The following is a 13283-nucleotide window of genomic DNA, read 5'->3' as shown; positions in this document are numbered from 1 at the left end:
CAGTAGTGTTCCGGGGGGACTTGCCAGCCACGCCTGAATTGGAATCGGGACATGATTCGCACCGGCGCGGATGCGCGGCTTCCGATGCCGGAGCAGGATTGAAACCGTGAGGCCGATGCCGCGGCGTGCGGGATCAGTTCGCCGCCATGAAGATCGACAGGCCGAAACCGGTGAGATGGTGCAGCGCCTGATCGACGCCGATCAGCGTCCAGAACCACGGATGCTCGTTCTCCAGCGTCACGCCGAACCGGGAAGCGATGATCCCCTTGATGCGGTCGACGGTGATGTGAATGGCGAAGTCGATGAAGGCGACGAACCAGAATCGCGGCGCGACGATCAGGATCAGCGCCATCGATACCGCGAGGTGCACGAGGCAATGCGCCAACAGCGGCAAGGCCCAGCCGGTCTTTTGATCCTTGCCGATCGCCATCCAGGAATTTTGCAGCATGAAGTCGGCAATGACGTGCTTCACGGTGAGAAGCAGCATCCATCCTATCAGCGCACCTACCGGGACCGCGGACGACATCGAAGGAAACAACAAAGCTGACGCCCTTTGCTGGGACTAGAGAGGTGGCGAAAAACCGGGACCTAGGCTGTCAGCACAATGTTCTTGTCAAACCCGGACTATTCGAACGTTGCCTTTATTTATGACACCTCCCGCGCCGGAATGCACCTGTGGGTAGTCTGAAAATCGTACGGTGTGGCGGAACTGCGATATTGCGGCAACGGCGCGCGGCGTAGCCCGCAAGGTAAGGTTACCGGCGGGCGCGCTTTGCAATCCCATAGGAGCGGGCTATCATCGGCCGGCGGGCAAAATTATCGTTCTTTTCTAGGCATTTACGAATTCATTCGGACGGCCTGCGGCCTGCTCGGCGGCGACACGTCCCTGACCCCGGGTACGAGCCATGAGTGCTGAAGCCCCAACGCCGCCTCCGGAAATGCCGCGTCGCCGGTTGCGGGTCGTCAAGAGCAACCGGACCCAGATCCTGCTGTTTTCCATCCTGACCCTGATCCTGACCGCCGCCGCGGTGTGGGGTGGCCGGACCTGGCTGCGCAATTCGGAGACGCTGGTGTTTGCCGTCGGCGAGGCCAATGGCCCCGAGGCGCGCTTCGCCGCCCGGCTGGCGACGGTGCTGAAGAATAATTCCTCGCGGCTGCGGCTCAAGATCGTGCCCAACGGCGACAACGCCAAGGCATTGTCGCAGTTCGACCGCAAGGAAGCCAACCTTGCGATATTGCGCACCGACGCCAGGATACCGCCCCGCGCCCGCGCAGTTGCGATCCTCGAACACGACCTGCTTCTGCTGATCAGCCCCACCGGCAAGAAAATCAAAACCATCGCCGAGCTGAAGAAAAAGAAGATCGCGGTCATCGCGGACGGCGAGAGCGGCGGCGCGCTAATGCGCAATATTCTCGAGCTCTCGGACACCCCGGATGCGGGCGCGCGGGTCCAGATGGCGCCGCCGGGCGCGACCTTCGACCAGCTGTTCGCAGCAGGCTTCGGCGCCGTGGTCAAGATCGCGCACGCTTCGCAGATCGTGAAGGACAAGAGCTACGAGCAATATACCAGACGCGGCGGCTTCACCCTGAATGCGATCGATTCGGCGAAAGCGATCGCCAGGAAATACCCGGCGATATCAGAGGAAACGGTGGCGACCGGAATGCTGTCCGCCTCCCCCGCCGTGCCCGCGGAAGACGTCGACACGATCGGGCTCGAATGGCTATTGGTCGCCCAATCCAAGCTTTCGACCACGACCGTGAGCGACCTGGCGCGGATCATCTACGAGAACAAGGCCGAGCTCTCGCTCACCGACGGCTTCGCGTCCAAGATCGAGCCCGCAGCAACCGACAAGGATGCCTTCATCGTGGCGCATCCCGGCGCCGCCGAATACATCAACGACGAAATCAAGTCCTTTATCGAGCGCTACAGTGACCTGATGTATGTCGCCCTGGCGGCGCTCAGTATCATCGGCACAATCTTTGCCGCCATCTACACCAAGGTCACCCGGATCGCGCCGGAGAAGGCCAGCCAGCTCGCAACCGCCATTCTCGATATCGGCGAGCGCATGGAATACGCCACGAGCCTCGACGCCCTCGACGAACTTCAGGACGAACTCGAAATGATCCTGCGCGGCGTAGTGATAGGCTTGCGCGACGGCACCATCTCCAGCGACGGGCTGGACACCTTCAAGCTCGGCTATGAATTCGTCCGCGACGAGATCGGCCTGCGCCGCGAACATCTCAAGCGGCACCCGCCGCCCCAGGATGACAAAGTGGTGGCGGTGAAGACCGCGCAGAGCGCTTAAAATCAGGTTACATACGAGCTTGCAGCCGCCCGCGCCCGGATTTCGGCGATCTTGCGCTTGAGCGCGGACTGCCGCGGGTCGGGCAGCGCGGTGGCGCGCGCTTCGGTCACCGCGTTTCCGAGATCGGGCAGCGCCAGCACGCCATCGAAGGTCGGCTTGACCAGGCCGTCGATGATCGCATTCCAGTCCGCCAGGCCCTGACGATAGACATCGCCATATCCCCCGATCATGGTCGCGGTCTGCACGATCGCCGGCGCGGCCTGAGGCTGCTTGGCCAGGCTGCGATCGATCATGTGCAGCCAGCGTTCGACCCAGACCCGCTCCTTGGCGTAACGCAGCGAAAGCAACCGCCATCGCCGCAGTCCCGCCTCGATCTTGAGGCGGCGGATGCCGAACCGGCTGGCCGTGCTGAAGCGGATGGAGACGCGCTTGTTCGTCCAGCCTACCCAATCGAGTGCATAGAGCACATACTCGGCGATGACGGCGGGAAGCGCGCCGATCAATTCCTCGAGCGTGAACTTCCTGATATCGACGGCGGGCCTGGCAGGATTGCCGGACGCCGGATCCAGTTCGGCAAGCTTCAGTTGCGCGATCCGGATCGGATCTTCATAGGCCATGCGCGCCGCCATCAGCCGCGCAATTTCGGTCAGCATGGCGTCATCGACGCCTTGCTTGCCGACGAACCGCCGCAGCCGGTGGACGTAAAGTTCGGCGTAGCTGGCTCCCTGGTAGTCGATCAGGAGATGGATGGCGTCGCTCGCCGCCGCCATGACCTGTTCCGGCAGCCCTTCGGGCAGGAATGGCGGCGTGGCGTCATCCTCGCCGATGAAATCCGCGAACAGATAACGCACCGACGACAGGATACCGCGGTCTGACACTCCCTTGGGCTCCGGCCTCTATGCGGGCTTCGGCGCCGCGGCGGACGCCGTTTGCTGGTTCAACTGCTGCTGCAGCGTCTCGAGATTCTGAAACAGCCGGGCGCTGGACAGGCGAAGGAAATAGAAGCCGAAAGCCGGGTTCTGCACGTAGAGCTCCTCGACCTTGCTGTAGCTGACGCTCAGGACGAGGCCGGCTTCCACGCATTCCAGCGTCTGGGTTCGCATGTTCGACGGCGACAGCATGCCGAGTTCGCCGACGATGGCGCCAACCGGCAGCACGATGCCCGACTCGACCAGCCTGAACTTGCCGCTGACGATATAGAGCATGTCCTCGGCTTTTTCGTCCTTGTAGAACAGGATCTCGCCGGCCGCGCATTGACGCTCCGTCATGAACGGCTTCAGCCATTCCATCGAGAGGTCGCTGTTGACGGATTTCTTCACGTCGCGCACCAGTTGCAGCATCTGGTGCAGGCGATAGGAATTGACCAGCAGCATGACCGCCTGAACCCCCATTACCAGGAAATTATGGGTCGGAATCGCGGTCACGATCAACACGACATTGGCGAGGATGCCGAAGACCCGCAAAGGGATCATGGTCCGCATCGTGGTGGTGGCGACCACAAAGATCGATGCAAACAGTGCGCCGGCCGTTCCGGCGTGCTCTGCCAGATGAGACGTATCCATTGGAAGCCAACCAATATCTAAACGTGTGCGTTTTCACGATTCTGTTGCAGCGCCCGCTATCGTAATATCCGCGGTGCCATTTTGATATACGAGGAAAGAACGACGATTTGTCGGGATTCTCACCATTCCCCGGTAAAATTCAGCCTCAACCCGGTGCCCGGCCGCGGCCGGGCCGGCTGCCAGGGGACGCGTGCGCCGTGTGAAGGCCGTCGTTGACGGCCTCCCCGCAGGCAGGCACTTTGCGGGCATCGGTCACGCCGCGGCTCGACCGTAATCCAGATTTTATTGCACCCATCAGGCCCCTCCTCATCCGATGTCCAAGCGGCTCGTCCTCTCGGCACTGGCTCAGTTCACCGCCAAGACGGCCGGCCGCAACATGACCAAGGCGGCCTATGCCGCTGTGGCGGCCGGCGTCGCTGCGATGGTGGTGCTCACCGCGGCCCCCGCCTACGAGGCGGCACACCGTTGGGTCGACGCGGTGCTGTGGACGTGCCTCGTCTATTTCGTGTTCGAATGGCTGGTGCGGCTGCGCCACATGGCGCGGCAAGGGCGGCTATCGCTCTACGCACTGTCCAGCAGCGGGGTCGTCGACGCGATCGGCGCCCTTGCGGTGCCGGTCGCGCTGCTCTCGGGCATCGAGCCCAGGACGGCGTGGCTGCTCAGTATCCTCTGGGTGCTCAAGGTCGTTCCGGGCATCCCGGGGCTGCGGCAGCTGCGGCGCGTGCTGGTGCTGGAATCAGGACCGCTGCTCAGCGTGCTCGTGATCTTCCTGATGGTGGTGTTTTTGGCGTCGGTCGCGGAATATTTCCTGGAGCGCGACGTGCAGCCAGCGACCTTCGGCAGCGTGCCGGCGGCGCTGTGGTGGGCGGTGGTGACGCTGACCACGACCGGCTATGGCGACGTGGTGCCGATCACGCCGCTCGGCCGCATGGTTGCGGCGCTGGTCATGATCTGCGGTGTCGGCGTGTTCGGGCTCTGGACCGGTATTCTGGCGACCGGCTTTGCCGCCGAGACCCGCCGCGACAATTTCCTGAAAACGTGGGAGACCGTCAGCAAGGTGCCGTTCTTCGCCACCCTCGGCCCGGCCGCGATTGCCGACGTCACCCACATGCTGCGAACGATGGACCTGCCGGCGCGCACCATGATCATCCGCAAGGGCCAGCAGGGCGACTGCATGTATTTCATCGCCGCCGGCGAGGCCGAGGTCGAATTGCCCGGCAAGAAAGTGGCGCTCGGCGAGGGTGCGTTCTTCGGCGAGATGGCCCTGCTCGGCAACAATGTGCGCGGCGCCAATGTCACGACCACCAAAGTGACGCGGCTCTTGGTGCTCGATCTCGTGGATTTTCGCCTGCTGATGGCGCGGCATCCCGATCTGGCCGAAACCATCGACGCCGAAGCCAAGCGGCGCGCGCAAGAGAACAAGTAACCAAAACCGCAAGCCGTCATTGCGAGGAGCGAAGCGACGAAGCAATCCATTCTTTCCTTGCGCGGCAAGATGGATTGCTTCGCTTCGCTCGCAATGACGGCTAACAATGGAGAAAATAATGTCCGACACAGCGAGCGCGCCGGTACTTGAAATCACGGGGGCGCGCGCCACCATCCGCCTCAACCGGCCGAAACATCTGAACCGGCTGCAGAGCGAGGATCTCGGCGATCTCGTCAAGCTGTTCGACCGGATCGAGGCCGATCCCGCGATCCGTGTGCTGGTGCTGACCGGCACCGGCCGCGCCTTCAGCGCCGGCTACGATCTCAATTCGGTGGCGGACCGCGCCACCAGCGCGACGGCGCAACCGAGCGCGGGATCGGCGTTCGAAGCGGTGGTCGACCGGCTGGAGGACCTTGGCGTGCCGACGATCTGCCGGCTCAATGGCGGCGTCTATGGGGGCTCGACCGATCTGGCGCTGGCCTGCGACTTCCGCATTGGCGTCGACACGGCTGAAATGTTCATGCCGGCGGCCCGCCTCGGCCTGCACTATTACAAGAGCGGCATCGCCCGCTACGTGTCGCGGCTCGGCGTCGACAACGCAAAAATGCTGTTTCTCACCGCGCAGAAAATCACGGCGCCCGAAATGCTGCGGATCGGCTACCTCACCGCCATGGTGCCGGAGGAAGCGCTCGACGAGGAAGTCGACCGGCTCGCCAACATCCTGGCCGGCAACGCGCCGCTGGCGATGCGCGGCATGAAGCGTGCCATCAACGAATTCGCCCGCGGCAATTTCGATGAAGAAGGCGCCGACCTCCGCCACCGCGAGAGCATGCGCAGCGCCGAGATCAAGGAAGGCATCAAGGCGTTTGCCGAGAAGCGCCCGCCGAAATTCTAAAAAGGCCCGGAAAGCTCAGGCTCGCTTCGTCCGCATCGCCCGCACCTGCTTGATATCGGGATCCCGCGCAAGCGCCTGGTAGCGCTTGCTGTCGACCGCATAGATCGCGACGCGCCCCTCGGCATCGGCATGCACACCCCAGCCGAAACGCTTGCCGAGCCCCGATGCTCGCAGACACGCCTGCCCCCTGGAGAAGAATTCGTCGCGGGCAAGACTTCGCGCCTTCTTCGTCGCCTTCGCATCGAGCTGCCGGCCGCGGGCGGAGGTCGCGAATATGACGTCGTCCGACGTGTACGTGTAGGGCGCTTCCGCAATCATCCTGTATTGCAGGCCCGCTACCGTCGGACTCCCGGCGCGCAGCGGCGGCTCCTCGCCGGTACGCGCAGGGCAATCCTCCGCGACCTGGATGAAGGTATCGAAGCAGTTGGTCGTGTGAACTGTCTTTGCCATCCAGGAATCCTACGCTCGTGACCGCTTACCCGCCGCAGGCCGCGGCGTGCTGGGCCGCCATGTCGGCATCGGCAGCGGTGATCCGCTGGAAGGCCGGCCGCGACGTGATGCGCTCGGCATAGGCCGCAAATACGTCCTTTCGCGGCACGAGGCCGAACATCATCGTCCAACTGAACGCCACGCCCCAGAGAATGTCGGCTGCCGTCATGCGGTCCCCAAGCAGATAAGGCCCCCTGGATAGCTGCGCCTCCAATGCGCCAAGCATGGTCTCGTAATCGGAATATGGCGATTGCGTTGGCGGCGCCGGCTCGCGCTTCATGAATTTATCGATCAAGGCAGGCTCGAAGGACGAACCATAATAGGCGATCCAGCGCAGATACGGGCCTCGGCAGGGATCGTCGAGCGCGGGTGTCAGGCCGGCTGCCGGAAACAGGTCGGCGAGATAGATGTAGATGGCCACCTGCTCGGTCACCAACGCCTCGCCATGGCGAATCACCGGCACCTTGCCCAGCGGGTTGATGGCGAGATAGGCCGGCTGGCGCTGCTCGCCCGCCTTCATGTTCAGGACATGGAGATCATAGGGGGCCCCCAGTTCCTCCAGCAGCACCCGCGTGCCCGTCGCGCGGGTCTGCGGCGAATAATAAAGCGTGATGCGGTCCCTGCTGGTCATTGGCAGTCTCCATTGGGCCTCGCGGGCAACGGACCTTGTATGCCCGACCATACCTGACATCCTGTGTCAGGTATGGTTTAAGGGACCATGCGCGCGAGCCGGCTGCTTTCGATCCTCACCACCCTGCAGGCGCGGGGACAGGTCACCGCGCCTGAACTCGCCGACGGTTGCGAGGTTTCGGTGCGCACCATCTATCGCGACATCGATGCGCTCGCGGCGGCCGGCATTCCCGTCTATGCCGAGCGCGGCGCGGAAGGCGGCTATCGCCTGCTCGACGGCTATCGCGTGCGGCTGAACGGACTGTCACAACCGGAGGCCGAGGCGCTGTTCATGACAGGACTGCCGGGGCCTGCAGCCGCGCTTGGCCTCGACGCTGCGATGCTGACGGCGCAGACCAAGCTGATGGCGGCACTGCCGGCCAATCTGCGCCCGAACGCCGGCCGGATGCTGGAACGCTTTCATCTCGATGCCCCAAGCTGGTTCGGCGAAACCGAGCAGCCGAAGCATCTGCGCGCCATTGCCGGCGCGCTGCTGCGCGAGAGCCTGATCGAAATCCGCTACCAAAGCTGGAGGGCCGAGAAACGCCGTTGCGTCGCACCGCTCGGTCTCGTGCTGAAAGGCGGCAGCTGGTATCTCGCAGGACACGTCGATGGCAGCGTGCGCACCTATCGTGTGGCGCGGGTTCTCGACTGCAACGTTCTGGACGAGCGCTTCGCCCGGCCCGCCGATTTCGATCTCGCCGCCTATTGGCAAGCCGCAACGATCCGGCTCGAAGCCGAGATGCATCCGAACTACGCCACCGTGCGGCTGTCGCCGTTTGGCATAAAACTGCTCAACGCCTTAAGTCAGCCTTACGTGAGAACGCGCACCCGCATCGAGGAGACCGCGGATGCCGCCGGCTGGCGGATCGCAGTAGTGCCGATCGGAAAAACGGTATGGCATGCGGCGGCCGAACTGCTGCGTCTCGGCGCGGAGGCGGAGGTGCTGGCGCCGGCCGAGTTGCGCGACAGGATGGCCGAACTCACCCAGGCCATGGCCGCACGCTACCAGACGGCGCAGGATGGTTATCAGGATCGAAAGGATATCCGCAGATCGCGCCCCACGAAACATTCCTGAAACACGATTCTCCCCGACGCGCGTGAACGCACGGCGCCCCCGCTCCGACTGATGGGCAGGGACGCAACAACGGCCTCGCGCCAATCAATGGAGAATATTTACAATGTTTCGCAAGATGACTCTCGGACTGATCGCCGCCGCCTCGCTCACCATTGCCGCCGCAGCGCCCGCTTCCGCCGGCGGCTTTTACCACGGCCATCATCACTGGGGTCATGGCTGGGGTCCCGCCATCGGCGTCGGCTTCGGCGGCGTCTATGTCGACACCGGTTTGAACGGCTGCCTGCAACAGCGCTGGGTCGAAACCCGCCGCGGCATGCGCCTGCGCACCGTGAACGTCTGCGCCTACTGATCGAACGTTTCTGCAATAAAGATCCCGGCCGCTTGCCACGCGGCCGGGATTTTTCCGGCCGAAGAGGCCGGCGATTGGCTTAACCCCGAAACCCTATACCCTGCCCTTCAGCGCGTCGCCGATTTCGTCGAGCACCTTGGGGTCCTCGATGGTGGCGGGCATGCTCCAGCTCTCGCCGTCGGCGATCTTCTTGATGGTTCCGCGCAGGATTTTTCCCGAGCGCGTCTTCGGCAGCCGGCCGACGGTAATCGCAAGCTTGAACGCCGCGACCGGGCCGAGCTTGTCGCGCACCAGCGCCACGATCTCCTTTTCGATCTCGATCGGCGCGCGGGTCACGCCGGCCTTCAGCACCAGGAAGCCGCAGGGCACTTCGCCCTTGATCGCGTCCTTGATGCCGAGCACCGCACATTCGGCGACGTCGGGATGCGAAGCCAGGATTTCCTCCATGCCGCCGGTGGAGAGCCGGTGGCCGGCAACATTGATGATGTCGTCGGTGCGGCCCATCACCCAGACATAGCCGTCGTCATCCTTGTAGCCGGCGTCCGAGGTCTTGTAGTAGCCGGGGAACTCCGTGAGGTAAGCTTCCTTGAAGCGCTCCTCCTGCTGCCACAGCGTCGGCAGGCAGCCGGGCGGCATCGGCAGCTTGATCACGATCGAACCCATGGTGCCCGCCGGTACGGGCCTGGATGCCTCATCTACTACGTCGACCTGATAGCCCGGCATCGGCACCGTCGGCGAGCCGTGCTTGACCGGCAGCATGCCCAGCCCCACCGGATTGCCGGCGATGCACCAGCCGGTTTCGGTCTGCCACCAGTGATCGATGACAGGCACCTTCAATTGCGCTTCCGCCCATTCCACCGTCGGCGGATCGGCGCGCTCGCCGGCCAGGAACAGGGTACGGAATTTCGACAGATCGTATTTGCGGATGAACGCGCCGTCCGGGTCCTCCTTGCGGATGGCGCGGAAGGCAGTCGGCGCGGTGAACAGCGCCACCGCCTTGTGTTCAGAGATCACACGCCAGAACGCGCCGGCGTCCGGCGTGCCGACCGGCTTGCCCTCGTACATGATGGAGGTGGCGCCATGAATCAGCGGCCCGTAGACGATGTAGCTGTGGCCCACCACCCAGCCGATATCGGAGCCGCACCACCAGACCTCGCCGGGCTTGACGCCGTAGAGATTGAACATCGACCATTTCAGCGCGACCAGATGCCCGCCATTGTCGCGCACAACGCCCTTCGGGATTCCCGTGGTGCCGGACGTGTAGAGAATGTAGAGCGGATCGGTCGCCAGCACCGGCGTGCACGGCGCCGCCTTGCCGGCAGCGAGCGCGGCGCCGCGCAGCGTTGCCCAGTCGTGATCGCGGCCGGCCGAAAGCTCACAAGTCTGCTGTGGCCGCTGCAGGATGATGCAGCTCTCGGGCTTGACGCTTGAAAGCGAGATCGCCTCGTCGAGCAGTGGCTTGTACTGCACGATGCGGCCGGGCTCGATGCCGCAGCTCGCCGAGAAAATCAGTTTCGGCTTGGCGTCCTCGATGCGGGTTGCGAGCTCCTTCGCGGCAAAACCGCCGAACACCACCGAATGCACCGCACCGATCCGCGCGCAGGCCAGCATCGCAAACACCGCTTCCGGCACCAGCGGCATATAGAGGATGACGCGGTCGCCCTTGGCAACGCCGAAATCGGCCATCACGGCGGCGAGCGTCTGCACCTCCTTGAGCATCTCGGCATAGGTGAATTTCGAGATGGCGTTGGTGAGCGGCGAATCGTGGATCAACGCGACCTGATCGGCGCGGCCGTTCGCGACATGGCGGTCAAGCGCGTTGTAGCAGGTGTTGACCACGGCGCCGGCGAACCAGCAGCCATACGCGCCCATCGAGGCATCGAATATCTTTTTGGCCGGCTCGATCCAGTCGATCTCGCGCGCCGCCTCCGCCCAAAAGCCCTCGGGGTCGCTGAGCGAGCGCGCATGGACCTCATGGTAGCGGCTTTTCTCGTGGATGTTCATGGCGCACTCCCGGTCGACGCGTTCTTGGGGCAGCTCTGGAAGACCCTGACATGGGCGGGCGCCGGGCACCTTGCCATTGACCAGGATCAAATTCAGGCCGCATTTCTTGAACGCATTGTCACGGGAAGCGGTGGGAGATCAAGCCGGAACAGACTCGCTCGAAGGGTAAATCTACTGCCGGGCAATCGTATTGAGCTTCTCCAGCCGGTCCTCCATCGCCTGACGGAGGTCATAACCGCGCTTGCCGAATGAGGCGTTTCGCTTTTCGATGAAGCCGCGCTGCTGCCGGGTCAGCGCCAGCGCCGCGCGATGGCTGTCGGATTCCGCACTCGCGATCACCCGCAGAAATGCGTCGTTGATGTTGCGGTCGAGCTGGGCGAGGCCCGGGTCGGCGCAGATCGCCTTTTCGACCTGGCGCTTCGCGGTGGCGCAATTGAAGCTCGGCAGATTCTTCTGGTACGAAAGCGAGCCCAGCCGTTCGATTTCCTGCGCGATCTCCTTGTGATTGGCGGCGGCGGTGGTGTCGGAAGGATTGAGACGGACCGCTTCCGCATAATCCCGCAGCGCACGGCCGCGGTCGCCCTTCTTGACCCAGGCCGCGCCGCGGTTGTTGTAGGCGCGAGGGAATTTTGGATCGAGTTTCAACGCAGCGTCGTAGTCCGCGATGGCACGATCGTAATCCTTCATCGCCTGATAGGCGTCGCCGCGGTTGGTCAGGAATTTCGCCTCGGGGCGGATCTTGATCGCTTCGTCATAGTCAGCGATCGCGCGCGCGTAGTCGCCATTGCCGGCAAGGTCGAGGCCGCGATTGTCGAAGAATTCCGGCTGCGTCGGATCGATCCGGATCGCCGTGGTAACGTCCTCGATCGCCCGTTCCGTGCGGCCCAGCTTGCGGTACGCCGCGGAACGGTTGCTGTAGGTGCGCGCGCGGTGCGGCTCGAGACGGAGGGCTTCATCGTAATCGGTGATCGCCTTCTGATACTCGCCCTTGAAGTACCAGGCGGCGCCGCGGTCGGAAAACGCCTGCGCGAAATCCGGCTTCAGCCGCAGCGCCTCGTTATAGTCCTCGATGGCGCGGTCGAATTTCTTGGCGTTGTTGAAGGCATTGCCGCGGTTTGCGTAACCATTGGCATTATCAGGCTCGAGCCGGATGGCCTGGTTCAACGCCTCGAAGGCGGCCTCCATGTTGCCGGTCTGGCGAAGGATTTCGCCGCGGGCGCGGAAGGCGCGGGCACGGTTGGGATCCCTGGATATGACGGTATCGATTTCGGCCAGGGCCTTGCCAGTCTGGCCGCTGTTATGCAATGCGGCGGCACGGGTAATCGTGGCGTCGAGCCGGTCACCCTCCGGCGTCGCCGGATTGTCGATCAGCGCGGTGCAAACCTCGATCAGCTTCGTGGGCTCGGCGGCCGAAAGCGCCGCGCAGACGACCGGCAATTCGGCGGCCGGCTGAGCGGAGGCGCCGAATGAAGTCAGGATTGCAATGGTTAACGCCGCGCTTGCGGCAAATGGCGAAACAAATGATCGCATGATAGGCTCTTCAACATGACTGAAGTACGCGCGGTCAGGCCGCGCCCGATCACTTGGTCGCCGCCGATCTTCCCAAGGTTCGAAGGCCGGTGGCGTCTACCGCCCGGCTCCCGCCCGCTGTTCTAATACCCGTCGATTCCATTGATCTGTTGCAGGCGGTCGCGCATCGCCTTTTTCAGATCGTAGCCGGGCCGGCCGTATTCTGCATTGCGGCGGGCGATGTACCCCTCCTGTTCGCGCCGCAGCTTGCGCGCCTGCTGTGGGGTCATCTTCTCAGCGGCCGCCCTGTCATACGACCCTTGGACCTCGCGATCGAGATCGGCGAGTTCGGGATTGGCGCAGATCGCTTTCTCCACCTTGCGGCGGGCGGTGGCGCAATTGAAGCTCGGCTTGCCGGCGACCGCCTTCAGCGCGCCCAACCGCTCCAGCTCCTGCGCCATGGACCTGTGGTTGGCTCTGGCCGCAACGTGGTCCGGGTTCAGCTTGATCGCCGCGGCGAAATCGGCCACCGCCTTCGGCAGGTCGCCCTTCTTGCGCCAGAGTTCGCCGCGCGTGTTGTGGATATCGGCGAGTGAGGGATCGAGCCGCAGCACGCCGTCATAGTCGGTGATGGCACGCTCGGCCATGTCCTTGCGCTCATAGGCGGCGCCACGCGCGATCAGCGCCTTGATGCGGTCGGCCTTTTCCGTCTTTGCGTTGTCAATCAGCGCGCCACAGGCCGCGACCGTCTTGTCGTCGTCACGCGCGAGGGCGGCGGCCAGGCAGAGCGCGGGATCGACGCGCAAATCCTTGGCCGGTTCGACGCCGGTCGCCGATACGCCCTGCGCAAACGCGATCCATAGCAAGGAAGCCGCGACCAGCCTGCGGATGTCGGAATAGAATCGCATCAATCGATCCGGGAAGCCTTGTGTCCGGGAAGTTTTGGATTAGCGCGTGATCCTAGCAAGCCACCGGCTTTTTCGACAACGGGCGCGT

The 13283-nt window shown here is 63.8% G+C and carries 13 protein-coding genes; 5 read left to right on the top strand and 8 right to left on the bottom strand.

Features of this window, described 5'->3' with window-relative positions; genetic code table 11:
• Nucleotides 1-133: 133 nt before the first annotated feature.
• Nucleotides 134-487, bottom strand: coding sequence for a DUF3307 domain-containing protein (locus JQ624_RS13320; protein WP_212419345.1), 354 nt, complete (start codon nucleotides 485-487; stop codon nucleotides 134-136).
• A gap of 418 nt (nucleotides 488-905) precedes the next feature.
• Here JQ624_RS13320 and JQ624_RS13315 point away from each other — a divergent pair, with 418 nt between their 5' ends.
• The gene (locus tag JQ624_RS13315) at nucleotides 906-2306 is read left to right on the top strand and encodes a TAXI family TRAP transporter solute-binding subunit (protein WP_212419344.1); all 1401 of its coding nucleotides are present in this window, start codon (nucleotides 906-908) and stop codon (nucleotides 2304-2306) included.
• 2 nt (nucleotides 2307-2308) lie between these two features.
• Here the strand turns inward: JQ624_RS13315 and JQ624_RS13310 are convergent, their stop codons facing one another.
• Together JQ624_RS13310 and JQ624_RS13305 are read right to left on the bottom strand one after the other, a co-directional pair.
• Nucleotides 2309-3184 (bottom strand): DUF6537 domain-containing protein, encoded by an 876-nt coding sequence (locus JQ624_RS13310; protein WP_212419343.1) that lies wholly within the window; start codon nucleotides 3182-3184, stop codon nucleotides 2309-2311.
• Between the two features lie 18 nt (nucleotides 3185-3202).
• On the bottom strand, nucleotides 3203-3868 hold the full coding sequence (locus JQ624_RS13305) for a Crp/Fnr family transcriptional regulator (RefSeq protein WP_212419342.1): 666 nt from the start codon (nucleotides 3866-3868) through the stop codon (nucleotides 3203-3205).
• Between the two features lie 313 nt (nucleotides 3869-4181).
• On the opposite strand from JQ624_RS13305, the gene JQ624_RS13300 reads away from it, so the two are divergent.
• Together JQ624_RS13300 and JQ624_RS13295 are read left to right on the top strand one after the other, a co-directional pair.
• Entirely contained in the window at nucleotides 4182-5294 is a 1113-nt protein-coding gene (locus tag JQ624_RS13300; RefSeq protein WP_212419341.1) for a cyclic nucleotide-gated ion channel, read from the top strand.
• Nucleotides 5295-5412: 118 nt separating this feature from the next.
• Nucleotides 5413-6189, top strand: coding sequence for an enoyl-CoA hydratase/isomerase family protein (locus tag JQ624_RS13295; RefSeq protein ID WP_212419340.1), 777 nt, complete (start codon nucleotides 5413-5415; stop codon nucleotides 6187-6189).
• Nucleotides 6190-6204: 15 nt separating this feature from the next.
• Here the strand turns inward: JQ624_RS13295 and JQ624_RS13290 are convergent, their stop codons facing one another.
• Both JQ624_RS13290 and JQ624_RS13285 read right to left on the bottom strand, forming a co-directional pair.
• Nucleotides 6205-6639, bottom strand: coding sequence for a DUF6157 family protein (locus JQ624_RS13290; protein WP_212419339.1), 435 nt, complete (start codon nucleotides 6637-6639; stop codon nucleotides 6205-6207).
• Between the two features lie 25 nt (nucleotides 6640-6664).
• Nucleotides 6665-7309 carry a glutathione S-transferase family protein gene (locus tag JQ624_RS13285; protein WP_212419338.1) on the bottom strand — a complete coding sequence of 215 codons (645 nt, stop codon included), beginning with the start codon at nucleotides 7307-7309 and terminating at the stop codon, nucleotides 6665-6667.
• Nucleotides 7310-7396: 87 nt separating this feature from the next.
• Between JQ624_RS13285 and JQ624_RS13280 the strand changes: the two genes are divergently transcribed.
• Both JQ624_RS13280 and JQ624_RS13275 read left to right on the top strand, forming a co-directional pair.
• The gene (locus JQ624_RS13280; protein WP_212419337.1) at nucleotides 7397-8425 is read left to right on the top strand and encodes a YafY family protein; all 1029 of its coding nucleotides are present in this window, start codon (nucleotides 7397-7399) and stop codon (nucleotides 8423-8425) included.
• A 103-nt stretch (nucleotides 8426-8528) separates the two neighbouring features.
• Nucleotides 8529-8774: a hypothetical protein gene (locus JQ624_RS13275; protein WP_212419336.1), complete on the top strand. Its 246-nt coding sequence runs from the start codon at nucleotides 8529-8531 to the stop codon at nucleotides 8772-8774.
• Nucleotides 8775-8867: 93 nt separating this feature from the next.
• Here JQ624_RS13275 and JQ624_RS13270 read toward each other — a convergent pair whose 3' ends face one another.
• The 3 genes from JQ624_RS13270 to JQ624_RS13260 form a co-directional block, all read right to left on the bottom strand.
• Nucleotides 8868-10778: a propionyl-CoA synthetase gene (locus JQ624_RS13270; protein WP_212419335.1), complete on the bottom strand. Its 1911-nt coding sequence runs from the start codon at nucleotides 10776-10778 to the stop codon at nucleotides 8868-8870.
• A gap of 171 nt (nucleotides 10779-10949) precedes the next feature.
• Nucleotides 10950-12308 carry a tetratricopeptide repeat protein gene (locus tag JQ624_RS13265; RefSeq protein ID WP_212419334.1) on the bottom strand — a complete coding sequence of 453 codons (1359 nt, stop codon included), beginning with the start codon at nucleotides 12306-12308 and terminating at the stop codon, nucleotides 10950-10952.
• 122 nt (nucleotides 12309-12430) lie between these two features.
• Nucleotides 12431-13195, bottom strand: a complete 765-nt coding sequence (locus JQ624_RS13260; protein WP_212419333.1) for a tetratricopeptide repeat protein — start codon at nucleotides 13193-13195, stop codon at nucleotides 12431-12433.
• Between the last annotated feature and the right edge of the window lie 88 nt (nucleotides 13196-13283).

The organism is Bradyrhizobium sp. AUGA SZCCT0283 (genome assembly GCF_018130385.1).
Classification (GTDB): domain Bacteria; phylum Pseudomonadota; class Alphaproteobacteria; order Rhizobiales; family Xanthobacteraceae; genus Bradyrhizobium.
This window is presented reverse-complemented; position numbering and strand designations above follow the sequence as displayed.

Bases quoted from the DNA above. Each gene is read 5' to 3' on its own strand.
- JQ624_RS13285 (WP_212419338.1), bottom strand. From the start codon at position 7,309: ATGACCAGCAGGGACCGCATCACGCTTTATTATTCGCCGCAGACCCGC.
- JQ624_RS13280 (WP_212419337.1), top strand. From the start codon at position 7,397: ATGCGCGCGAGCCGGCTGCTTTCGATCCTCACCACCCTGCAGGCGCGG.
- JQ624_RS13320 (WP_212419345.1), bottom strand. From the start codon at position 487: ATGCTGCTTCTCACCGTGAAGCACGTCATTGCCGACTTCATGCTGCAA.
- JQ624_RS13305 (WP_212419342.1), bottom strand. From the start codon at position 3,868: ATGGATACGTCTCATCTGGCAGAGCACGCCGGAACGGCCGGCGCACTG.
- JQ624_RS13275 (WP_212419336.1), top strand. From the start codon at position 8,529: ATGTTTCGCAAGATGACTCTCGGACTGATCGCCGCCGCCTCGCTCACC.
- JQ624_RS13290 (WP_212419339.1), bottom strand. From the start codon at position 6,639: ATGGCAAAGACAGTTCACACGACCAACTGCTTCGATACCTTCATCCAG.
- JQ624_RS13300 (WP_212419341.1), top strand. From the start codon at position 4,182: ATGTCCAAGCGGCTCGTCCTCTCGGCACTGGCTCAGTTCACCGCCAAG.
- JQ624_RS13260 (WP_212419333.1), bottom strand. From the start codon at position 13,195: ATGCGATTCTATTCCGACATCCGCAGGCTGGTCGCGGCTTCCTTGCTA.
- JQ624_RS13315 (WP_212419344.1), top strand. From the start codon at position 906: ATGAGTGCTGAAGCCCCAACGCCGCCTCCGGAAATGCCGCGTCGCCGG.
- JQ624_RS13265 (WP_212419334.1), bottom strand. From the start codon at position 12,308: ATGCGATCATTTGTTTCGCCATTTGCCGCAAGCGCGGCGTTAACCATT.
- JQ624_RS13295 (WP_212419340.1), top strand. From the start codon at position 5,413: ATGTCCGACACAGCGAGCGCGCCGGTACTTGAAATCACGGGGGCGCGC.
- JQ624_RS13270 (WP_212419335.1), bottom strand. From the start codon at position 10,778: ATGAACATCCACGAGAAAAGCCGCTACCATGAGGTCCATGCGCGCTCG.